This window comes from Janthinobacterium kumbetense, from assembly GCF_023703445.1.
Lineage (GTDB): Bacteria > Pseudomonadota > Gammaproteobacteria > Burkholderiales > Burkholderiaceae_D > Janthinobacterium > Janthinobacterium kumbetense.
The window spans coordinates 34,753-56,261 of the sequence record NZ_JAMQGR010000007.1 but is presented as its reverse complement, the minus strand read 5'-3'; the positions used below and the strand labels follow the sequence as shown (position 1 = coordinate 56,261).

General features: G+C 62.7%; 19 protein-coding genes. 12 read left to right on the top strand and 7 right to left on the bottom strand.

Annotated elements, in window-relative coordinates:
* Positions 1-212: 212 nt before the first annotated feature.
* The 7 genes from NCG91_RS18965 (at position 213) to NCG91_RS18935 (ending at position 4,600) form a co-directional block, all read left to right on the top strand.
* Positions 213-617, top strand: coding sequence for a DUF4398 domain-containing protein (locus NCG91_RS18965; RefSeq protein WP_099664890.1), 405 nt, complete (start codon positions 213-215; stop codon positions 615-617).
* 25 nt (positions 618-642) lie between these two features.
* Positions 643-1,542 (top strand): OmpA family protein, encoded by a 900-nt coding sequence (locus NCG91_RS18960; protein ID WP_099664889.1) that lies wholly within the window; start codon positions 643-645, stop codon positions 1,540-1,542.
* 106 nt (positions 1,543-1,648) lie between these two features.
* Positions 1,649-2,185, top strand: coding sequence for a ferritin-like domain-containing protein (locus NCG91_RS18955; protein WP_070224913.1), 537 nt, complete (start codon positions 1,649-1,651; stop codon positions 2,183-2,185).
* Positions 2,186-2,243: 58 nt separating this feature from the next.
* Complete coding sequence (locus NCG91_RS18950) at positions 2,244-2,546, top strand: ElaB/YgaM/YqjD family protein (protein WP_035826246.1); 303 nt, start codon at positions 2,244-2,246, stop codon at positions 2,544-2,546.
* Between the two features lie 18 nt (positions 2,547-2,564).
* Positions 2,565-2,951 (top strand): phage holin family protein, encoded by a 387-nt coding sequence (locus tag NCG91_RS18945; RefSeq protein ID WP_251350778.1) that lies wholly within the window; start codon positions 2,565-2,567, stop codon positions 2,949-2,951.
* 21 nt (positions 2,952-2,972) lie between these two features.
* Positions 2,973-3,311, top strand: coding sequence for a hypothetical protein (locus NCG91_RS18940; RefSeq protein ID WP_035826249.1), 339 nt, complete (start codon positions 2,973-2,975; stop codon positions 3,309-3,311).
* Between the two features lie 134 nt (positions 3,312-3,445).
* Positions 3,446-4,600, top strand: coding sequence for a patatin-like phospholipase family protein (locus NCG91_RS18935; RefSeq protein WP_251350777.1), 1,155 nt, complete (start codon positions 3,446-3,448; stop codon positions 4,598-4,600).
* A 28-nt stretch (positions 4,601-4,628) separates the two neighbouring features.
* On the opposite strand, the gene NCG91_RS18930 is transcribed toward NCG91_RS18935, so the two are convergent.
* The 3 genes from NCG91_RS18930 to NCG91_RS18920 are packed head-to-tail and all read right to left on the bottom strand — an operon-like array spanning position 4,629 to position 5,640.
* The gene (locus tag NCG91_RS18930; protein WP_099664886.1) at positions 4,629-4,931 is read right to left on the bottom strand and encodes a hypothetical protein; all 303 of its coding nucleotides are present in this window, start codon (positions 4,929-4,931) and stop codon (positions 4,629-4,631) included.
* A 44-nt stretch (positions 4,932-4,975) separates the two neighbouring features.
* The gene (locus NCG91_RS18925; RefSeq protein ID WP_010396415.1) at positions 4,976-5,128 is read right to left on the bottom strand and encodes a DUF3309 family protein; all 153 of its coding nucleotides are present in this window, start codon (positions 5,126-5,128) and stop codon (positions 4,976-4,978) included.
* Between the two features lie 59 nt (positions 5,129-5,187).
* Entirely contained in the window at positions 5,188-5,640 is a 453-nt protein-coding gene (locus NCG91_RS18920; RefSeq protein WP_077401560.1) for an outer membrane lipoprotein, read from the bottom strand.
* Between the two features lie 265 nt (positions 5,641-5,905).
* Between NCG91_RS18920 and NCG91_RS18915 the strand changes: the two genes are divergently transcribed.
* The 3 genes from NCG91_RS18915 to NCG91_RS18905 all read left to right on the top strand — a co-directional run bounded on the left by NCG91_RS18915 (position 5,906) and on the right by NCG91_RS18905 (position 8,123).
* Positions 5,906-6,460, top strand: a complete 555-nt coding sequence (locus NCG91_RS18915) for a hypothetical protein (protein WP_099664885.1) — start codon at positions 5,906-5,908, stop codon at positions 6,458-6,460.
* Positions 6,461-6,542: 82 nt separating this feature from the next.
* A complete protein-coding gene (locus NCG91_RS18910; RefSeq protein ID WP_046682432.1) occupies positions 6,543-6,854 on the top strand; it encodes a BON domain-containing protein in 312 nt (103 codons plus the stop codon).
* Positions 6,855-6,926: 72 nt separating this feature from the next.
* A complete protein-coding gene (locus tag NCG91_RS18905; RefSeq protein ID WP_369812293.1) occupies positions 6,927-8,123 on the top strand; it encodes an AI-2E family transporter in 1,197 nt (398 codons plus the stop codon).
* A 60-nt stretch (positions 8,124-8,183) separates the two neighbouring features.
* On the opposite strand, the gene NCG91_RS18900 is transcribed toward NCG91_RS18905, so the two are convergent.
* Together NCG91_RS18900 and NCG91_RS18895 are read right to left on the bottom strand one after the other, a co-directional pair.
* Positions 8,184-9,131: a YihY/virulence factor BrkB family protein gene (locus NCG91_RS18900; RefSeq protein ID WP_251350776.1), complete on the bottom strand. Its 948-nt coding sequence runs from the start codon at positions 9,129-9,131 to the stop codon at positions 8,184-8,186.
* Between the two features lie 70 nt (positions 9,132-9,201).
* Complete coding sequence (locus tag NCG91_RS18895) at positions 9,202-10,227, bottom strand: OmpA family protein (RefSeq protein ID WP_099664883.1); 1,026 nt, start codon at positions 10,225-10,227, stop codon at positions 9,202-9,204.
* 471 nt (positions 10,228-10,698) lie between these two features.
* Between NCG91_RS18895 and NCG91_RS18890 the strand changes: the two genes are divergently transcribed.
* Both NCG91_RS18890 and pbpC read left to right on the top strand, forming a co-directional pair.
* On the top strand, positions 10,699-16,446 hold the full coding sequence (locus NCG91_RS18890; protein WP_251350775.1) for an alpha-2-macroglobulin family protein: 5,748 nt from the start codon (positions 10,699-10,701) through the stop codon (positions 16,444-16,446).
* Positions 16,447-16,463: 17 nt separating this feature from the next.
* A complete protein-coding gene (pbpC, locus tag NCG91_RS18885; protein WP_251350774.1) occupies positions 16,464-18,560 on the top strand; it encodes a penicillin-binding protein 1C in 2,097 nt (698 codons plus the stop codon).
* On the opposite strand, the gene NCG91_RS18880 is transcribed toward pbpC, so the two are convergent.
* Both NCG91_RS18880 and NCG91_RS28150 read right to left on the bottom strand, forming a co-directional pair.
* Positions 18,561-20,060: a type VI lipase adapter Tla3 domain-containing protein gene (locus NCG91_RS18880; RefSeq protein WP_251350952.1), complete on the bottom strand. Its 1,500-nt coding sequence runs from the start codon at positions 20,058-20,060 to the stop codon at positions 18,561-18,563.
* 236 nt (positions 20,061-20,296) lie between these two features.
* A complete protein-coding gene (locus NCG91_RS28150; RefSeq protein ID WP_435526500.1) occupies positions 20,297-20,893 on the bottom strand; it encodes an effector protein Tle3 domain-containing protein in 597 nt (198 codons plus the stop codon).
* Between the last annotated feature and the right edge of the window lie 616 nt (positions 20,894-21,509).

Genomic DNA, 21,509 nt, shown 5'->3' with positions numbered 1-21,509 from the left:
ATCGCTCCAAAGCCGGGCCTGTTTCAGGTTTTGCTGGCGGACACGTGCGCTGGCGCACGTTGCCCATGCAAGTATTGTCGATTTCCTACCCTATGTGCGGCACCGAACGGATATGCGGGGATGCGGGGCCTATAACGTCATACATCAAACGCAGTTCCTGATTCGTTCCATGTATGACTTATATCGTTACCTCACTCTCCAGGAGAAGAAAAATGACAAACCGAGATTCCATCAAAACCCCCTTGACCGCCCTGGCTGCCTGCATCAGCGCCGTCGTCCTGATGACGGGCTGTTCCAGCCTGAAAACGCCAGCCACGGCCGATGTCGCCGTGTCGCGCGCCGCCGTCGATAACGCCGCCAGCGCCGGCGCCGCCGACCTGGCTCCCGATGAAATGCGTTCGGCCCGCGAAAAAATGCGCATGGCTAACCAGGCCTTGAAAGACCGCGACTACAAGACGGCGCGCGACCTGGCCGACCAGGCGCAAGCGGACGCCAAGCTGGCGCAAAGCAAGGCCAACTCGGCCAAGGCGACATCGGCCGCCGATGAAATCAACGAAAACATCCGCGTCATGCGCGAAGAACTCGACCGTGCCAATCAGCAAGCCCCAAAACAATAAGCAACAACAATAACAGGACTCCATCATGAAAAAAGCTACCTACACCACCATTCCCGGCCTGCTGGCCATGGCCGCCCTGGTTGCCGCTTGCAGCTCCGCACCGACCACCACCAGCCTGCTCGACCAGACGCGCGGCGACTACATGGCGGCGCAATCGAATCCGATCGTGTCGACCTATGCGCCACGCGAATTCCGCGAAGCGAGCGCAGCCCTGGAAGCGGCAAACGCGGCCGCCACGCGCCAGGAAGATAGCGAAAAGGTCGACAAGCTGGCTTACCTGGCCAAGCAAAAGATAGCCACGGCGCAAGAAGTTGCCAAGCAAAAGGCAGCGGAAGCCGATATCGCCAACGCCGGCAAGCAGCGCGACCAGTTGCGCCTCGATGCGCGCACGCAGCAGGCTGACCAGGCCACGGCCCGCGCCCAGTCGGCGCAAGCGGATGCGGAAGCGGCCAAGGCCCAGGCACAAGCGGCTGAAGCGTCGGCCCGCGATGCGCAAGCGCGCGCCGCCGGTCTGGAAGCGCAGCTGGCCGACCTGGCAGCCAAGAAAACGGAACGGGGCATGGTCATCACCCTGGGCGACGTGCTGTTTGGCACGGACAAGGCGAACTTGACGGCCGATGGCGCGAATACGGCGCGCAAGCTGGCCGACGTGCTGAAAAACAACCCGCAACGCACCGTGCTGATCGAAGGCTTTACGGATAGCACGGGCGGTTCCGCGCACAACCTGGAATTGTCGCAACGCCGCGCCGAGTCCGTGCGCAATGCGCTGCTGGAGCAAGGCATCAGCCGCGACCGCATCGCCACGAAAGGCTATGGCGCCGCTTACCCGGCCGCCGGCAACGATACGGCGGCGAACCGCCAGCTGAATCGCCGGGTGGAAATTGTCCTGTCTGAGGACAACACGGCCATTCCCGCCCGCCGCTAAAACACCAGGCCAAACTACGGTTTTGCCAGGTGTTTGATTTGTTAGTAGGCAGCACCGGCTGAACCTTGGCCGGTGGATACCCATGCAAGACTTGAAAGGAAACATCATGACCCAAACATCTGTTGAGATTCCAGCTGGCATCGATACGGCCGCCATCCGCGCCGCCGCGAAAAACCTGGACGATGGCGCCGTGACGGCCGGCTATCAGGGCGACCGCCAGGAGTTGATCACCCTGTTGAATGGGGCGCTGGCCACCGAACTGGTGTGTATTGCGCGCTATAAACGCCATTACTACACGGTGAGCGGACGCGACAACGGCACCATCAAGGCCGAGTTCCTGGAACATGCGCAGCAGGAGCAGGAACACGCCGACTGGCTGGCCGAGCGCATCGTGCAATTGAATGGCAAGCCAGATTTTAATCCTGCAACATTGCTTGCGCGTAGCCATGCCGAGTATGATGACTCCGAAGACGTGCAAAGCATGGTGCGTGCCAATCTGATCGCGGAACGGGTGGCGATCGAGTCGTATCGCCAGATGATCGTGAAAATCGGCGACAAAGACCCGACCACACGCCATTTGTTGATCAAAATCATGGCTGTCGAGGAAGAGCACGCCGATGATATGCGCGATCTAATGGAATAGTGTTTTTGAGTAAAGTAGGTATAGTAACTACATTCATCCACAGCTAAGGAGCTAAACCATGTTGGAAAACAATATCACCACCGTCAATAACGATGTCAAAACCCTGGTCAAGGACGCCCAGGCCCTGTTCAGCGCCGCTGCCGCCCTGACCGGCGAAAAAGCCGATGAAGTGCGCGTCAAGGGCATGAAAACCCTGGATGCTGCGCTGGCCAAAGCGCATGAAGCGCAAGCGTCGGCCATCGTTGCCACCAAGCAGATGGCTGCCCAGGCAGACGGTTATGTCAAGGAAAACCCATGGCGGACCGTGGCCGTCGCCGCTGGCGTCGGTGTGCTGGTTGGCTTCATCCTGGGCCGCAAGTAATCCACTGTCAGGAGCGATATGGACAAGTCTGCTTCGTCTCACCAGGGGCCGGGATTGATCGGCTCGGTCGCCGGCCTGGCCAAAAACGCCGTCGGACTGATGTTGTCGCGGCTGGAACTGGCCACCATCGAACTGTCGGAAGTGCGCAATCACATGCTGCAGCTGATTGTCATTTTCGCGTTGGCGACCGTGGCGGGCTTGTTTGCCATCGCTTACGGCAGCGTGCTGGTCGTCTTCCTGGCCTGGGATAGCCTGGGCTGGAAGATCCTGGCGATCATGACGGTCGTGTTCGTACTGCTGGCGATCGCCCTGGTCATGTATGCGCGCGCCATGTTGCGTCAAGGAAAGCTGTCCATGCCGGCCACCATGGCGGAATTGAAGGCCGACCGCGACATGCTGATGTAAGCGGCCTTACGAGGAGAATTCATGTCGGAAAACGACAAACTGGCGGCGCAAGCCGCCCGCAAGCGCCTGCTGATCGCCCAGGGTGAAATGTACCGCGTGGGCATCGTGCATGCGCGCGCCAACGTGGGCTACGCATTGCGTCCCGAATCGATGCTGCAGGGCGTGGTCGAAACGGCCGTCGGCTTTGCCGGCCACCGCGTCGAATCCCTGCTGGCGCCGGGCGGCATGCGTTTGCAAGGCGCCATGCCTTACGTGCTGACGGCGCTGTCCTTTATCGGACGCAAGAAGTTGGTCAAGCCGGCCCTGGTCCTCGTGGCCGTTGCCGCCGTTGCCGCCAGCTGGCTGCGCCGCAAGCGCTGAACGCCAGCCGTGTTGCACAGGAACGCCGTCATTGACGGCGTTTTTTTTGCCCGTACCCAACGTCCGGCACGTGCAGGCGCAATCCCTTACAATGATTCACGCCGCACCCGCGCGGCGGACAGAGGGCCATCTCGATGACGAATTCAAAGACACCGATCAATCAGTTAAATCCCTCGCGCCTGCGCATCGTGCTGGTGCTGCAAGGCGGCGGCGCACTGGGCGCCTACCAGGCTGGCGTCTACCACGCGCTGCACGAACATGGCCTGGCGCCCGACTGGGTGGTGGGCACCTCGATCGGCGCCATCAATGCCGCCATTCTTGCCGGCAACAAGCACGAAGACCGGCTCGTGCGCTTGAAACAGTTCTGGCAGCGCGTGGCGCACCGTGACAGCATCGACATGAACCTGGTATCGGACCAGCAACGCCGCTCGAACATCTGGCTGGCCACGCTCGATACGGTGCTGCGGGGCGTGCCCGGCTTCTTCAAGCCGCGTTCCTTCAGCATGTTTCCGGCAGGAATCGCCGTCAAGCCGGAAGAGGCCAGCTTCTATGACACCAGCGAACTGGCCGGCACCCTCGAGGACCTGGTCGATTTCGATTACCTGAACCAGCCCGGCGGCATGCGCCTGACGGTCAACGCCCTGCGCGTCAAATGCGGCAGCCTCACCAGTTTCGACAGCCAGCAGCAACCCCTGACGGCGGACCATATCCGCGCCAGCGGCGCCTTGCCGCCCGGCTTTGCCGGCGTGCGCGTCGATGGCGACTTATATTGGGATGGCGGCCTGTATTCGAACACCCCGCTGGAAACCGTGCTCGACGACACGCCCCACGTGGACACCCTCGTCTTCATGGTGGACCTGTGGAGCTCGGAAGGGCCGGAACCGACCACCCTCGACGAAGTGCAGACGCGGCAAAAGGATGTCACCTTCGCGTCGCGCTCGAAGCGGCATATCGCCGATTATGTCAATACGCATACCTTGCAGCGCAAATTGCGCGAACTGTATGCCGGGCTGCCAGATACCAAGCACAACCGCCAGCAGACGGAAGAGCTGGTCGCGCTGGGCTGCGACAGCACCATGCACATCGTGCGCCTGCCGTACGCAGGGCGCGACTGGCACATGGCGGCCAAGGACATCAATTTTTCCAAGGGCTCCATCGAGTGGCGCTGGGAGCAGGGCTACCAGGATGGCTTGCGCGCGATCAAGGCGGCCGGCTGGCTCGCCTACGTCACGGAAGACACGCCGCTCGTGGTGCACGAACTGCCCCCTTACGAGCGCGACGCCGCCTGATCAGGCCGAGTCGCAAGAGTACGCTTCACTATTGCGGATGGGCTGCTTCGCGCAGTTTTTCCGCGTTCGCCATGTCTTGCCGGTAAGTGTCTTGCGCCTCCTTCAGGCAGGTGGCGCGCGCGGCGGACGGTTCCGAGCGGCAGGCTTTCTTGGCTTCGGCCAGGGCGGCGGCGATTTCCTTGCGCAGGGTGCGCAGCTGGGCTTGCGCCGTGCTGTCTTCCTGGTACCAGCGTTGCGGGTCGCCCGGCTGTGGCGTGGCCGTCTGGGCCAGCGCCAGCGGCGCCAGGCTGCAGGCGAACAGGGTGGCCAACAGTGTGTTGTGGATAGTCATGATATTTCCTCCTTGAAATAAAAAAGGCGCCGTAGCGCCTTTTTTTACAACCTGCCCGTCAGTAATAGCAGGATCAGTATCACTACGACGAGGCCGGCGATGCCGCTGGGGCCGTAACCCCAGTTGCGGCTATGCGGCCAGGTAGGCAGGACGCCGACCAGGGCCAGGATCAAGATGATCAGAATGATGGTGCCCATGGTATCTCCTAGTTGGTGCATGGTCCGGCGCAGGCTTGCGGGCAAGCCTGGCCAGCGGATTAATAGCGGTAGACGCGGCCGTCAACGATGCGCACGCGATTGCCGGGGCGCAAGTCATTCGCGTTGTCCTGCACCACGGTGCGGTATTCGCCGTTATCGAGGCGCACGCTGATCTGGTAGCCCTGCGCTTGCTGCCTGCGGCCTTCCACCTGGTTGCCCACGACGCCGCCGGCGACGGCGCCCGCTACAGTGGCGGCCGTGCGTCCGCCGCCCGAGCCGATGGTGTTGCCCAGCAGGGCGCCCGCGATGCCGCCCACGACGGCGCCGGCGCCGCTGGTCTGTCCGCCGCCCTGCACGAGCTGGATGGAATCGACGGTGCCGTACATGGCGGACTCAGGCTGGTTGGCTGGATAGTATGGTTGTTGTGACTGGTAAGACGGGCCGGTGGCGCAACCGCTCAGTACGGCGGTGGCGGCGAGCATCAGTGCAGCCATGGTGGCGTTGGTTTTCATTTTATTCTCCTGACGAGGTGAGGGTGTAATGCCATCTTAGTCATGCCCCCGTCCCCGGTCTGTACGCTGCCGCACGTACTTATTTCATGTCGAAATGGTATTTTTTACCACGGCGATCCCGCAAAACGTTGTTATTTCTCCCTGTCTGCCTCCCGCTTTCAAAATAAATTACTTGTGTACGGCAGCGTACAGAAGAGAGGCGGCGATCCACGTAAAACGGTAGTCATGCCAAGCAGACATGCTTGCTACCACCAGGGAGAAATACATGAACAAGAATAAGCTTTTCACCGCCATCGTCGTCAGCCTGGCGTGCGCCGCCTGGGGCGGCCAGGCAGCGGCTGCCACGCCGGAAGCGAAAGCAGCGTACAAGGCGGCCAACGAGCAGGCGGGCCTCAATTACAAGCTGGCGCATGCGGAATGCGAAAAGATCACGGGCAACCCGAAGGATGTCTGCATCGCCGAAGCGAAGGCCGTGCGCGCTTACGATGAAGCCGTGGCCCAGGCGCAATACACGAATACCCTGCGTGCCTACACCAAGGCGCGCATCAAGATTGCCGATGCCAATTACGACGTCGACCTGGCGCGCTGCAATGCGCTGACGGGCAATGACAAGGATGTCTGCGTCAAGCTGGCCAAGTCCACCAAGGTGGCGGCCCTGGCCGACGCCAAGGCGGACAAGAAAGTGATCGAAGCGCGCAGCGATGCGCGCGAAGCAAAAAGAAAAGCCGAGTACAAGGTCGCGACAGAAAAATGCGATGCATTAGCCGGCGCAGCCAAGGATGACTGTATCAAGGCTGCAAAAACCCAGTTCGGTTACTGAGCTCCCTCCGGCGCGCAGTCACCAGACTGGTATAAGAAGCTCATTGTGAGCACATTGATTGACCACTCCTAAGGAAACCACCATGAAATTCACTAAATCTATCGCTACTGGCCTTTTCGTCGCTTCCCTGTTCGCCGTTGCAGGTTGCGCTTCGACCCCAACCAAGGAAGGCACGGGCGAGTACATCGACGACGCGGCCATCACCACCAAGGTGAAAGCCAGCATCTTCAACGAGCCTACCCTGAAATCGACGGAAATCAACGTTGAAACCTTCAAGGGCGTGGTTCAGCTGAGCGGCTTCGTGGCCCAGCCGTCGGATGCCGCCAAAGCAGGCGAAGTCGCCCGTGGCGTCAAGGGCGTGAAGTCGGTGAAAAACGACATCCGCGTCAAGTAATGGCCTGACCTGCCGCAGCGGCCCGCCCCATGGCTGGCCCTGCGGCCCACCACCGACCGTCGCGGGAATCGCATGCATATCCAGCCTACAGATACCCCGCCCGAACCGGTGGCGGCCGCCTCCACCGAGCCTGCCGGGCCACCTCCCGGCGCGCCCGTGGAGAATCCGGACGCATCCCTGCGTTTGCCGCTGCATGTCAATGCGCGCGGCATGGCGCTGGGCATCATCGCCACCGTCAGCTTCATTTATGCGCTGCAGTGGGCACAGAAATTCCTCATTCCCGTCATCTTCGGCATTTTCATTGCCTATACCCTCAATCCCGTCGTCGCCTGGCTGGAAAAGCTGCGCCTGCCGCGCGCCATCGCCGCCACGGCCGTGACGGCCCTGATCCTGTTCGGCTCCATCGTCGTCGTCGAGCGCGTGCAGGGCGAATTCGAATCCATCGTGGAAGAGTTGCCGGCCGCCACGCACAAGCTGTCGCGCCTGATCGCCGCCAATACGGGCGGCAAGAACAGCACCTTCCAGAAGATGCAGGCCGTGGCCAATGAAATCGAGCAAGTGGCCGCCGGCGCCGAAGCGCGCCGCAATAACCGCCGCGCTGCCGCGGCCGAGGCGCCCAACTTCAAGATCATGGACTGGGTCTGGGCCGGCTCGCTGGGCCTGGTGGGCTTCCTCAGCCAGGCCACCATGGTCATCTTCCTCGTGTTTTTCCTGCTGCTGTCGGGCGATACCTTCAAGCGCAAGCTCGTCAAGCTGACGGGGCCGTCGCTGAGCCGCAAGAAAGTCACCGTGCATATCCTGGAAGACATCAATACCTCGATCCAGAACTATATGTTCATGCTGCTCGTCACGAATGGCTTGCTGGCCGTCCTGATGTGGATCGCCCTGCGCGTGATCGGCCTGGAAAACGCGGGCGCCTGGGCCATCGTGGCCGGCTTGCTGCACATCATGCCGTATTTCGGCCCCTTGCTCATCACCATCGCCACGGGCCTGGTGGCCTTTTTGCAGTTCGAATCGCTGGAAATGGTCTTGCTGGTGACGGGCACGTCGATGGCGATTGCCACCCTGGTGGGCACCTTTGTCACCACCTGGATGACGGGGCGCATCGCCCGCATGAATCCCACGGCCGTGTTCATCAGCCTGCTGTTCTGGGGCTGGCTGTGGGGCGTCTGGGGCTTGCTGCTGGGCGTGCCCATCATCGTCATCGTGAAGGTCGTGGCCGAGCGCGTGCAGGGCATGGAAGTGGTGGCCGAGCTGCTGGGCGAATAGTTTGCGGTAACTCAAGAAAAACGGCGCCCGCGGGCGCCATTTTGAGTTGCCGCAGCCGGCTCAGGATTGGTGGCGTTTCAATATCTTGACTTGCACGTCGCCATCGTCTGTCTTCGGCATATCCTTCATGCTGCCCAGCTGCAGGGCGAACTGGCGCGTGAACTCGGCGCCCAGGAAAAAGATTTGCGCCGAGTAATATACCCACAGCAGCAGGGCCACGAGCGAACCGGCCGCGCCATAGCTGCTGGCCACGCCGCTATTGCCGATATACACGCCAATTGCATATTTCCCCAGGGAAAACATGAAGGCCGTGCCCACGGCGCCGATCACCACGTCGCGCCAGGACAGGCGCACGCGCGGCAGCATTTTATAGATGACGGCAAACAGGCTGGCGATGACGGCAAAGCCGATCAGGTTCGACAGGATGGTAAACAGCACGGCCGTGTCTTTCCACACGCCTTCCCAGAAATTGGCGAGGATGGCCATGGCTGCATTGACCACCAGCGACACCATCAGCAGGAAGGCCAGCACCAGCACCAGGCCGAAGGAGAGCAGACGCGTGCGCAGCATGTCCCAGGCGCCCGCTTCCTTCAAGGGCGGCACTTGCCAGATTTCATCCAGGCTGGCTTTCAGCTCGGCAAACACGCTGGTGGCGCCAAACAGCAGCAGGGCGCTGGCGATGAGGGTGGCGATGCGGCCTTGCTCATGGTTCTTCGCGCCGGCCAGCACCAGCTGGATGGCTTCGGCGCCCTGCGTGCCCAGCAAGCCCTGCAATTGCCCCATCAGCTCGCCGCGCGCGGCGGCCGGACCATAGAAAAAGCCGGCGATGGCGATCACCAGCACGAGGATGGGGGCGATGGAAAACAGGGTGTAATAGGCGAGGGCGGCACCCTTGCTCGAGGCGCGGTGTTCCAGCCATTCGGTGACGGAACAGACGATGACGCTGCGCATCTGCTTGCTGAGCGGCGCCAGGCCGGCCAGTCTGGGATAGCGGGGAGAAATATTCATGATGGCTTTCAATGCAAAAAAGGGGCGCGAGCCCCTTTTTCTATTCACGAGTGGCGTACCACTGTTGAGCTTACTGCACGCGGCGTTCGATGGTGATCTGTTCCACTTCAACGCGGCGGTTTGGTTCCAGGCACTTGATCAGGTCGGCACGTTTCTTGTTATCGCAGGTGACGACAGGATTGGTGGAGCCCTTGCCTTCGGCCGTCAGGCGGTTGGCGGCGACACCGTGAGCGACCAGGTATTCCTTGACTGCATCAGCGCGCTGCTGCGACAGTTTCAGGTTGTACTTGGGCGAACCGATGCGGTCGGCATAACCGCTGATGACGACGTTGTTGACGTCCGGCGCTGCGTTCAGCACGCGGGCGATTTCGTCGAGCTTGGTCTGTGTCGGACCCAGCTTGGCGCTGTCGAACGCGAACAGTTCCGTTGCCGCCATCGTCACTTTTTCAAAGCGTGGCGGCGGTGGTGGTGGCGGTGGCGGCACGACCACGACGACTTCTTCACGCACTGGCGGCGGTGGCGGTGGTGGCGGCGGTGCAGGCGGTTTGTCGAACGCGTAGTTCAGGCCCACGGTGACATAGTAATTGTTGGACTTGCTGCTCGGGTCGAACGTATTGCCACGCAGGAAACCGTGCACATTGCGCACGTCAGCCTGGACGGACAACTGATCCGTGATGCTGGACTGGAAACCCAGGCCCACGCTGGCGTATGGCGAGCTCTTGCTGCGTTCACCGAAGGCGGAGCTGGTGTCCTTGTCGCGCTGCATGCCGGCACCGACCAGCAGGAAGGGACGGAAGGCTTTGCGCGAGAACATGTACAGGCCGTCTACGCCCAGCGTATTTTGCTGGTAGCGCTGACCGCCATCCTTGGAGCGGGCATACGTGGTGCCCAGCTGGATATCCCAGTCCGGCGAAACGGGTTTACCGAAACGCAAGCCCGCGCCATAGCCGGTTTTATCCGTGGCGAAGTCGGAATCTGGTTTGAGTGCGTTGATGCTAGGTTGAATGTACCAGGAGGGATTGATTTCCTGGGCCTGTGCGCCGAGGGCGGAGCACAGTACTGCGGCGGCGACGGCGATTTTTTTTAGATTATTCACAAGTAACTCCCAACGTTGATAAGAGATTTTCTCTACTGCATCAATGCGACAACTGCCAGACATGCTATTGCTAGAGGTAGACAACAATTCCAGGTGCGCTTTCTTGCGACAAATGCACTGCTGTTGGACTAGAGAATACGGTTGCAGGTTCAAGTGGTCGGTGCGTTGGCGCACAAAGCATTGTTGTATATCAATGGTGTTGCAGATTCACGACAAAGACTTCGATGTTGAAAAAAACTAATTCGCCTCGGGAAACTTTTGCAATCACGGCCACTTCCTGGCGCCGCGACCAGAGGCAATCGTACGACTTGTTACCAGCGTGCCACTGTATATTAGCAACAATGATGAGCTTGATAACTAATATTACATTGATGTTGTATTCCTGCCGCGTTCTGTTGCCTTGCCGGGCTTCTTTCAGGCAACTTTTGCGCGCCGCAGCCAGCTCCGCCACTTTTCATCAAGGAGTCACCCGTGCCTGATCACCCCCGTGTTGTTTCTTCCCCGCTGTCTGGCAAACTGGGCCCGCTATGTCTGCTGGGCCTGCTGCTGTTGCCGGGTCTGGCCATGCCGGCCTGGGCCGATAGCGGCGTGTCCCTGTTTTCGCCCAGCGGCACGGTCAAGGCCGTGCGCCAGGTGCGGGCCCAGTTCGCCACGCCGATGGTGCCGTTCGGCGACATGGGCTTGCCCGCGCCGTTCGCCATCGATTGCGGCAAGGCCGAGCCTGCCGTCGTGGCGGGCGCGGGACGCTGGGCCGACGAGCGCAACTGGAACTACGATTTCGAGCGCGACTTGCCGGCCGGCGTGGCGTGCAGCTTCACCTTGAAAGCGGGGTTGAAGGACGTGGCGGGCCAGGCCTTGCAGGGCACTGGCGCTTACCGCTTTTCCACGGGCGGCCCGGCCATCGTCGAGGCCGTACCATATGACGGCCAGCCGTATATCGATGAAAACCAGGTCTTCGTGCTGGGCCTGGACGCCGCGCCGAACGAGGCCAGCGTGGCCGCCAATGCGTATTGCCGCGCCGATGGCATCAATGAAAAGATTCCCGTGCGCCTGCTCAAAGGCAAGGAACTGGAGCAGGTATTGACCCTGCGCAAGAACTTCGTCGACCGCTACCTGACCGTGTATTTCAAGAAGCGGGGCACGCTGTGGAAAGTGGGCATGCCCGTCGCCAGCAAGGGCGCGCCGCCGCTGCCCGTCACCGTGCTGCAATGCAAGCGCAGCTTCCCCGCCAACGCCAAGGTGTCGCTCGTGTGGGGCGAGGGCATTGCCAGCGCCAGCGGCATCGCCACGGACAAGGCGCAAACCCTGCAGTTCAAGACCCGGCCCGATTTCACGGCCAAGTTCAGCTGCGAGCGCAGCAATCCGAAGGAGCAGTGTATTCCCTTCCTGCCCATGCGCGTGCAGTTTTCCGCGCCCGTGAGCGCGGCGCAGGTGCGCGCCATGACCCTGAAGGGGGGCGGCAAGACGTATGCGCCGACGATATCAAAAGACGAGGAAAAGGCGGAATTCCTGTACGGCGCCACCTTCAACGGCCCGTTTCCCGTGCAAGCCAGCTTCGTGCTGAATTTGCCGCCGAAATTGACGGATGACGCGGGCCGCGCCTTGCTCAACCGCGCGCGCTTCCCCATGACGGTGCGCACGGGCGAACAGCCGCCGCTGCTCAAGTTCCCGGCCCCGTTCGGCATCATCGAAGCGAAGGGCGACGGCTTGCTGCCCGTCACGGTGCGCAATATCGAGCCCGTGCTGTCTGGCAAGGAAATCGCCCAGCCAGCCGCCGCCACGGGCGCCACCTTGCGCGTGCCCGACAATGACGACAAGTTCGTCATCGAGTGGATGCAGCGCCTGGCCGGCAATGGCGACGGGGGAGAGTACTGGCAGCCGTACGCCCAGTATGCGGGCAACATGAGCAAATCCGTGTTGGCGGACGCGGCCGGTACGCGCCCCATCAGCCTGCCACGCCCCGATGGCAAGAAAACCTTTGAAGTGATCGGCATCCCGTTGCAGAAGCCGGGCTTTTACGTGGTGGAGCTGGCCAGCCCCATCCTGGGCAAAGTGCTGCTGGGCAAACCGACGACGGCCTACATCCGCACGGCCGCGCTGGTGACGAACCTGGCGGCCCACTTCAAGCATGGCGCGCAATCGTCGCTCGTGTGGGTGACGTCGCTGGACAAGGGTGCGCCTGTTGCGAAAGCGCAAGTGGCCGTGCGCGACTGCGCCGGCAAGCTGCTGTGGCAAGGCGCCACGGGCGCGGACGGCGTGGCGCACATTCCCGGCGAGCTGGCCAATTCCAGCTGCAAGAACAATGGCCGCTACTTTATCAGTGCGCGCAGCGGCGGCGACATGACGTTCACCCTGTCGGACTGGGTGGGCGGCATCGAAGCCTGGCGCTTCAATTTGCCCACGGACGACACGCGCGCCGACAACACCTTGCTGGCCACGGTATTTGACCGCACCTTGCTGCGCGCCGGCGAAACCGTGCACATGAAGCATTTCATCCGCAAGCACACGAGCGAAGGCATGAGCCTGGTCGACAAGAACAACGGCCCCGGCAGCGCGACGTCCATCGTCATCACGCACCAGGGCAGCGACCAGAACTACCAGTTGCCCCTGCGCTGGTCTGCCGGCGGCACGGCGGAAAGCGACTGGCTCATTCCCGCCGACGCCAAGCAGGGCGAGTACAGCGTGACGATGGCGGGCCGTCCTTCCGGCAGTTTTCGCGTAGAAGCGTTCCGCGTGCCGACCATGAAAGCCGTGCTGCAGGGACCGAAGGCCCCCGCCGTGCAGGCGAAGCAGCTGGCCCTGGATGCGCAAATCACCTATCTGGCCGGCGGCGCCGCCACGAATGCGCCCGTCAAGCTGCGTACCGTGCTGCAAGACAAGAGCGTGACGTTTGCCGACTATCCCGACTATAGCTTCAGCAATGGCGACGTGAAGGAAGGCCTGGTGAAACAGGGCACGGGCTACGACGACGATGAGGGCGAATGGCAGGACGAAGGCCATGGCGCTGCCGGCGCCGGCGCGGCGGCCGCGCGCACGCAAAGCTTGACCCTGGACAAGGCGGGCGGCGCGCGCATCGTCATCGACCAGCTGCCGCAGCTGTCCACGCCGCGCGACCTGGTGGCGGAAATGGCTTTCCAGGATGCGAATGGCGAGACAGCCTCGGTGGCTGCGCGGGTGCCGCTGTGGCCGTCCAACTATGTGATCGGTATCAAGCCCGACGCCTGGGCCCTGAGCAAGGATGCGTTCAAGTTCACGGTGGCCGTGCTGGGCACCAATGGCAAGCCCGTGGCGAACGCCCCCGTTGCCGTGGATTTCTTCCAGCGCAACAGTTATTCGCACCGCCGGCGCTTGATCGGCGGCTTCTATGCGTATGAAAACAGCAGCGAAGTCGTCAAGCTGGGCCCCGCGTGCTCGGGCAAGACGGACAACAAGGGCCTCTTGATCTGCGACGTGAAGGCGCCCGCCAGCGGCAATTTGATACTGCGCGCCCGCACGCAGGATGGTGCCGGCAATGCGGCCGTCGCCAACCGCGAAACGTGGGTGGCCGGCAGCGGCGACTGGTGGTTCAACGCCAGCGACAATGACCGCATCGACGTCTTGCCTGAAAAGAAACGCTATGAGCCGGGCCAGGAAGCGAGCTTGCAGGTGCGCATGCCCTTCCGCTCGGGCACGGCCCTGATCACGGTCGAGCGTGAAGGCATCCTCGACACCTATGTGCGCCAGCTCAACGGCCGGGAACCGGTGGTGGCTATCCCTGTCAAACCGAACTACGCGCCGAATGTGTATGTATCCGTGTTTGTCGTGCGGGGCAGGGTCGATGGCGTGCAGCCGACGGCCCTGGTCGACCTGGGCAAGCCGACTTACAAGATGGGCATCGCACCGCTGAACGTGGGCTGGCAGGCGCATGAACTGAACGTGATGGTCGTGTCCGACAAGGAGGTGTACAAGACGCGCGACAAGGCGGAGGTGTCCGTGCGCGTGCGCCGCGCCGACGGTAAAGCCTTGCCGGCCGGCGCGGAAGTGGCGCTGGCGGCCGTCGACACGGGGCTGCTGGAATTGATGCCCAACGATAGCTGGAAGTTGCTCGACACCATGATGGCGCAGCGCAGCTTGCAGGTGGAAACGGCAACGGCGCAGATGCAGGTGATCGGCAAGCGCCACTTCGGCCGCAAGGCCTTCCCGGCCGGCGGTGGCGGCGGCAAGGGCGCCAGCCGCGAGCTGTTCGACACCCTGCTGTTCTGGAAGGGCACCGTCAAGCTCGACGCCAAGGGCGAAGCGACCGTGCAAGTGCCGCTCAACGATTCGCTGACGGGCTTCCGCATCGTCGCCATCGCCAGTGCCGGCAAGGAATTGTTTGGCACGGGCAGCACGGACATCCGCAGCTCGCAAGACTTGATCTTGCTGTCCGGCTTGCCGACCCTCGTGCGCGAAGGCGACCAGTTGCGCGCCGGCTTTACGGTGCGCAACACTTCGGCCGCATCCTTGAGCGTGGACCTCAACGCCACGGCGGCCGGCAAGGCCTTGCCGCGCCAGAGTGTGACCCTGGCGGCGGGCGAGGCGCGCGAAGTGGGCTGGGATTACCAGGTGCCGCTCGGCGCGGCCAGCATTGTGTGGGAGATCGGCGCGAAAGCAGGAAACCATACGGACAAGCTGAAAATCACGCAAAAAGTGGGCCAGGCCACGCCCGTGCGCACGTATCAAGCCACCTTGCAGCAGATCGACAAGCCCGTCAATATGTCCGTGCAAATGCCGGCCGGCGCCTTGCCGGGCCGGGGCGGCATCCAGACCAGCTTTGTCGCCAAACTGGGCGGCGAGCTGCCCGGCGTGCGCGAGTACATGGCTGCGTATCCGTACACCTGCTTCGAGCAAAACACGTCGAAAGCCATCGCCCTGCAAGACCAGGAGGCGTGGAACAAGCTGGCCGCCAGCCTGCCCGCCTACCTGGACAGCGATGGCATGCTGAAATACTTCCCCATCATGGAGCAGGGCAGCGACAGCTTGACGGCGTATGTACTGTCGGCAACGAGGGAGGCGGGCTATGCGATTCCCGAACAGACGAAGAACCGCATGGAAGAAGCCTTGACGGCCTTCGTGCAGGGCCGCATCGTGCGCCGTTCCACGCTGGACACGACCGACCTGGCCGTGCGCAAGCTGGCCGCCCTGGAAGCGCTGTCGCGTTCGAACAAGGTGCCGCCCGACGCCCTGGAGAGCATCAGCATCAATCCGAACCTGTGGCCGACGTCTGCCGTCATCGACTGGAGCTTGTTGCTGCAACGCACGCCAAGCCTGGCGCGCCGCGATGCATTGCTGGCCGAGGCGCAGCAGATCTTGCGCAGCCGTTTGAACTTCCAGGGCACGACCATGGGCTTTTCCACCGAGCGCAAGGATAACTGGTGGTGGCTGATGGTGTCGGGCGACGTCAACGCCAACCGTTTATTGCTGGCCGTGCTGGACAATCCCGCGTGGAAAGACGACATCGGCCGCCTCGTGCGCGGCAGCATGGGCCGCCAGAAGAAGGGCCGCTGGGATACGACGGTGGCCAACGCCTGGGGCACCCTGGCGATTGCCAAGTTCTCGGCCAAGTTCGAATCCACCCCCGTGACGGGCGCCAGCGCCGTCAAGCTGGGCAGCGATACGCAAGCGCTCGTGTGGAATGGCGCGGCGAAAGTGGGCCCCGTGCTGCAAGCGTGGCCGAAGGGCACGGATACCCTGGGCCTGGCGCACAGCGGCACGGGCAAGCCGTGGGCCACCGTGCAAAGCCTGGCCGCCATCCCGCTCAAGGCGCCCGTGTCCAGCGGCTACACGATCAAGAAAACCATTACGCCAGTGGAACAGAAGACGGCGGGTGCGTGGTCGCGCGGCGATGTCTACCGCGTGCGCCTGGACTTGTCCGCGCAGGCGGACATGAGCTGGGTGGTGGTCGACGACCCGATCCCCGCCAGCGCCACGGTGCTGGGCAACGGCTTGGGCCGCGATTCGCAGCTGCTGACGGCCGGCGAAAAATCCACGGGCTGGGTCTGGCCCACGTTCGAGGAGCGGGCCTTCGACGCCTTCCGCGCCTATTACGCCTTCGTGCCGAAGGGTAACTGGAGCGTGGAATACACGGTGCGCCTGAACAATGCCGGGGATTTCAGCCTGCCCGCCACGCGCATTGAAGCGATGTACTCGCCGGAAATGTTTGGCGAATCGCCGAATGCGAATGTGAAGGTGGGGCAGTGAAGAAGTTGATTCTTGTCATGAGTTGCATGCTGTCCGGCTCTGTGCTCGCGCAAGCGGTGCTGACGCCGGCCCAGGTGCAGGCCGCCTACCGCAGTTCGGAAGCGCAATTGCTGGACCGCAACGGCGCGCCCCTGCAATCCTTGCGCGTGGACATGAAGGTGCGGCGCTTGCCGTGGGTGCCGCTGGCCGATATCTCGCCCGCCGTGCAGCAAGCCGTGCTGCTGGCGGAAGACCAGCGCTTCATGCGCCACGGCGGCGTGGATGTGTCCGCGCTAGCTACGGCCGCCTGGGACAATCTGTTTTCGAAAAAGCCCCGGGGCGCTTCCACCATCACCATGCAGCTGGCGGGCCAGCTGGATGCGGACTTGCAGGCATCCTCGGGCGGACGCAGCCTGCGCCAGAAGTGGGACCAGATGCGCGCGGCCCAGGCCATCGAGGATAGCTGGAGCAAGGCGCAGATTTTCGAAGCGTATCTGAACCTCGTGTCGTTCCGTGGTGAATTGCAAGGCATCGCGTCCGCCTCGTACAGCCTGTTCGGCAAGGCGCCGTCGGGCCTGAACCAGACGGACGGCATCATTTTGGCCAGCCTCGTGCGGGCGCCGAACGCGCCGCCGGCCACCGTCACGCGCCGCGCCTGCGCGCTGGCAAAAGAGTGGCGCATGGACAGCAGTTGCCAGCTGATCGGCCAGCGCGTGCAGACGGCCTTGCAGCGCAACGCCCTGTATGCGGAGCTGGCGCCGGCGCCGCAAGTGGCGCAGCAACTGTTGAAACAGCCGGGCGCGCAAGTGGCCAGCACCCTCGACGGTCCCTTGCAGCGTTTCGCGCAGGAAAACCTGCGCCAGCAACTGGCATCCTTGCGCGAGCGCAATGTCAACGATGGCGCCATCATCGTGCTCGACAACCGCAGCGGAGACATTCTCGCCTATGTCGGCAATGCGGGCGGCAGCCACGTCGATGGCGTGGCGGCCCTGCGCCAGGCTGGTTCCACCTTGAAACCATTCTTGTATGAACTGGCCATCGAGCGCCGGCTGATGACGGCCGCCTCCGTCATGGACGACTCGCCGCTCGACGTCGCCACGGCGTCCGGCATGTATGCGCCGCAAAACTACGACCGCAATTTCAAGGGATACGTCAGCGCCCGCACCAGCCTGGCCAGTTCGCTCAATATTCCTGCCGTGCGCACGGTGTTGCTGACGGGGCAGGATGGCTTCTACAACCGTCTGAAGGACGTGGGCCTGTCCAGCCTGACGGAGCCGGCCGAATACTATGGCCCTTCGCTGGCGCTGGGCTCATCGGAAGTGACCTTGCTGGAACTGGCCAACGCCTACCGCGCGCTGGCGAATGGCGGGCTGTACAGCACAGCCAGCCTGCAGCCGGGCCAGGCGGGCAAGGACAAACGCCGCGTCATGGAAGCGGGCGCCGCCTTCATCGTGGGCGACATCCTGGCCGACCGCGCCGCGCGCAGCATGACCTTTGGCTTGCGCAACGAACTGGGGACGAATTTCTGGAGCGCCGTCAAGACGGGCACGAGCAAGGACATGCGCGACAACTGGTGCATGGGCTACTCGGCGCGCTACACGGTGGGTGTGTGGGTGGGTAACTTCGACGGCAAGCCCATGTGGGACGTGTCGGGCGTGACGGGCGCCGCGCCCGTGTGGCGCGACGTGATGGATTATCTGCACAGGAACGTGCCCAGCCATGCGCCGAAAGCGCCGCCCGGCGTGCTGCAGCAAATGGTGGCGTACCAGCCCGCGCTGGAAGCGCCGCGCCGCGAATGGTTTATCGCGGGCACGGAAAGCCCCGTCATCGCCGTGCTGGGTGACACCGTGAAGCCGCCCGCCATCGTGTATCCGGCAGACGACAGCATCCTCGCCATCGACCCCGACATCCCGCCTGCCCTGCAGCGTGTGTTCTTCCAGGCGCAGGGCAGCCGCGACTTGCGCTGGGTGCTCGACGGCAAGGACCTGGGCGGCGCGGCGGAGAGCATCAGCTGGCGTCCCGTGCCCGGCAAGCACGCGCTGGCCCTCGTCGATGGTGCCGGCAAGACGGTGGCAAGGGTGGCGTTCCAGGTGCGGGGGAATGCGCTGGCGCAGCTTGCCGCACAGGGTAAGTAATCAGTTCGATGGATAGTTCGCCGGGTCGATGGCTGGCGTGACGTAATGCCGCAATACATCGCCGCCGTGCGGGTGTTTTTGCGTGCGGCGTCTTTCGTCCGATGGCGGACTGACCAGCACGATGGTCGCTTCTTCCGGATTACGCAGATTCACCACGGCGCTGACGCCGCCGTCGCGGTAGCTGCCCATCACGCCGACGGCCATTTGCACGAACAGAGTGGCCGCGCCCGTGTTGCCCAGGCGCTGGTCCGTATCGATCCACTGCTGCGGCTTGCCGCTGTCGAGTTCCGTGCCGCCATCTTCCGCATGCTTGAGCAAGGTCTTGTGTAGCGCCATCAACTGTGCCTGATTGCCGCCCGTGGCGGCGACCAGGCGCGCCGGGGCGGCGGGGCGCTCGGCTTCCGGCAAGCTGTGCAGGGCCTCCTGCCAGCCCGCCTGCAAGGCCTGTTCGCGCTGGTCGCGGCGCGTGAGCGGCTTGCCGTGTTCATCCGTCATCCTGACGAACGTGGGCCTGTGGATGAAGCCGAAGGTCGGCAGGCGGTCCAGTTGCGCCAACTGTTCCTTGTTGAAGGGCACAGGAAACCAGGGCGTGGGCTGCCACTCTTTCGGCGGGTGATAGTTCTTGTGCTGGAGCCTGTCGAGCATGCTGAAGCTGCCCGTGCCACGGATGTCGGGACGCTGCGCGAATTGTGCGGCGACGGGGAGCCATTCGGCGATTGAGGGCTGGCGCCGGGTGGTGGCTGCCGGATCGCTTTCCAGACGCTCCTGGGGAACGGTGCCCATCAAGTCATAGTAGGCCAGATACAGGCGCCGCGCCACGCCGTAGGTATTCAAGTCATCGACGCTATCCTCGGGCGGTGCATCGTCGTAGGCGAACTTGCGCACGGCATCGATGCGTTCGCGCCGGGCCAGCACGAACAGGGCCGAGGCGTCGGGCATTTCGGGAATGTAGTAGCCGTCCTTGACGAGTGATGGCGATTCATTTGGCCGGTAAAGATCGCGCGTGGATATGCTGTCCTCTGAATTGAGTACGATGTACGGTACGTCGGGATGGGCATCGAAGAAGGAAAATATGTCTTCCAGGATGCGGTCCGGGTATTCGCTGAAGCGGCGCGGACCGGCAGCGAACAGGTGCCAATGCATGCCGGAAGGTGCTGCGCCAGCGGCCAAACCTATTACCGGGGCATCGGGTCTGTCACGCATGCGTGAGTTAATGATCGGCGGTTCTGCGTTAAAAACGGGTACGCCGAAATACATCGGAGTATCCCTCGCCCCATTTTCCAGCGTGTCGCCGCCGCGGCCACCAGCCATTCCAGATCGTTCCATCGCATCCCAAGGATATTTTTTAGTATCCTGCTCGCGGATGCTGGCGTAGGCATTTCCATTCTGCAGCGCTTCCCACAGCTTGCCTTGGCGATACTTGTCCAGGGTGATGCCAAGGCCGATGACTTCCAGCACGTACTCGCGCTTTTCCTGCTCGGTGGGCGCCGCCAACTGCATTTGCTGCTTTGCGACTGCCACGGGCTTGGGCGAATGTAACCAGCGTGATCCAAGCAATGTGGCCGCGACGATAGGCGGGACCAGCAACAGCCACTGCAGGTGTTTCCATATATTGCTGCGCATCGTGGACTCCAGCAAGAAAGGTAATGGGCTGATAAGTAATGACCACAGCAGTAGCAGTGCCATGACGATGGCGGCTGCATACAGCGGATATTGCATGCGGAGGAATAAATTTTTCATCTTGGGATGTCGTTGCTGGCTTTATGGACGACAGGAGTAACGACCGATTCAGTGCGCCTGCCGTTGACTATTTCACATACAACGGTGGAGGGCAGCCCAGCCTGCAGGGCAGGTAGCCAGGCCGGTAACTCTCCCGAGCTATAGTATTGAGCATTGCCTTCAATAATCTGTTTGCGCTGCGCGGACTCAGCGGCCCAATAGATACCAAATTGCGTCAAGAACTCTTCCCATCTGGGTATGGACGGTCGCTTAAGTATCAGTGGATTTCGTTGCAGCCGCCAATCCGCCACCGCACACAAATACCGGTAAAACCTCGGATCGCTGCTGGCCTTGCCCCCGCCGATGGCCACGTCATACGCCGTCACGTTGCGGTGGTTTTCCGCGTTGCCGATGATGGCGCCGTGGAAGGATTTGGGGCTGACCTCGTTCTGCCAGCGCTGGCGCGCCTCGTTCGGGGTTTCTTCGCGGTCCACGCGCAGCCTGTCGCCACCGCCCGGGTGGCGCGAGACGCGGTCGAGCTTGCATTGGTCGCCCGCTTCCTTGTCCAGGTTCAGGGCCTTTTCCACTTGCTCGCGCTCGCCCGCGCCGAACATGCCGGCGCCGTACTCGGGAATGCGATGCTTGAGCGGCCGCGGATCGGCGATGATTTCCTGCTTGCGGATGCGCAAACCTTTCTTGCTGGTCACCGCGATGGCCGCGTCGATCGGGTCGACTTCCTCGCACGGTCCTTGCTGGTCGCGCGGCAGCCTGGCCTGGTCGGAATCCTTCGGGAATTGCCCAGGGCGGATCTCGCCGCCGTCCAGCACGGCCGCCCTGGGTACGCGCAGCGCTTCGCCATTGATCGTGCGCAAGCCTTCGCGCCTTCCCGCTGCCGTGGAAAAGATATTCCATTTGCTGGGTTTGACGGGCGGCCAGGGCGCTTCGTCATGGCTGGCGCGGTGACCCCGGTTGGCGCCCGCCACGTGGGCATGGTCATCCTCGCCTTCCACGCGCAGGGCGAAGTCGTGCGGCGGCAGGCCCACCGGCACCGGCCCGCGGTTCTTGCCGGCCGCATCGGGGCGTTGTTTGTTGGTAAATACGCGCTGGTAAAACCCTTTGCCCAGTTCCGCCAGCGGCTGGCGGCGCTGGAATTCCTTTTCCCAGTAGGTGGGGCCGTCGCCCCAGATGCTTTTGTTCGTCTTGCCCCTGGTTTTGGACAGGCCATGGCCA

Bases quoted from the DNA above. Each gene is read 5' to 3' on its own strand.
- NCG91_RS18965 (WP_099664890.1), top strand. From the start codon at position 213: ATGACAAACCGAGATTCCATCAAAACCCCCTTGACCGCCCTGGCTGCC.
- NCG91_RS18960 (WP_099664889.1), top strand. From the start codon at position 643: ATGAAAAAAGCTACCTACACCACCATTCCCGGCCTGCTGGCCATGGCC.
- NCG91_RS18955 (WP_070224913.1), top strand. From the start codon at position 1,649: ATGACCCAAACATCTGTTGAGATTCCAGCTGGCATCGATACGGCCGCC.
- NCG91_RS18950 (WP_035826246.1), top strand. From the start codon at position 2,244: ATGTTGGAAAACAATATCACCACCGTCAATAACGATGTCAAAACCCTG.
- NCG91_RS18945 (WP_251350778.1), top strand. From the start codon at position 2,565: ATGGACAAGTCTGCTTCGTCTCACCAGGGGCCGGGATTGATCGGCTCG.
- NCG91_RS18940 (WP_035826249.1), top strand. From the start codon at position 2,973: ATGTCGGAAAACGACAAACTGGCGGCGCAAGCCGCCCGCAAGCGCCTG.
- NCG91_RS18935 (WP_251350777.1), top strand. From the start codon at position 3,446: ATGACGAATTCAAAGACACCGATCAATCAGTTAAATCCCTCGCGCCTG.
- NCG91_RS18930 (WP_099664886.1), bottom strand. From the start codon at position 4,931: ATGACTATCCACAACACACTGTTGGCCACCCTGTTCGCCTGCAGCCTG.
- NCG91_RS18925 (WP_010396415.1), bottom strand. From the start codon at position 5,128: ATGGGCACCATCATTCTGATCATCTTGATCCTGGCCCTGGTCGGCGTC.
- NCG91_RS18920 (WP_077401560.1), bottom strand. From the start codon at position 5,640: ATGAAAACCAACGCCACCATGGCTGCACTGATGCTCGCCGCCACCGCC.
- NCG91_RS18915 (WP_099664885.1), top strand. From the start codon at position 5,906: ATGAACAAGAATAAGCTTTTCACCGCCATCGTCGTCAGCCTGGCGTGC.
- NCG91_RS18910 (WP_046682432.1), top strand. From the start codon at position 6,543: ATGAAATTCACTAAATCTATCGCTACTGGCCTTTTCGTCGCTTCCCTG.
- NCG91_RS18905 (WP_369812293.1), top strand. From the start codon at position 6,927: ATGCATATCCAGCCTACAGATACCCCGCCCGAACCGGTGGCGGCCGCC.
- NCG91_RS18900 (WP_251350776.1), bottom strand. From the start codon at position 9,131: ATGAATATTTCTCCCCGCTATCCCAGACTGGCCGGCCTGGCGCCGCTC.
- pbpC (WP_251350774.1), top strand. From the start codon at position 16,464: ATGAGTTGCATGCTGTCCGGCTCTGTGCTCGCGCAAGCGGTGCTGACG.
- NCG91_RS18880 (WP_251350952.1), bottom strand. From the start codon at position 20,060: ATGCAGTTGGCGGCGCCCACCGAGCAGGAAAAGCGCGAGTACGTGCTG.
- NCG91_RS28150 (WP_435526500.1), bottom strand. From the start codon at position 20,893: ATGTTCGGCGCGGGCGAGCGCGAGCAAGTGGAAAAGGCCCTGAACCTG.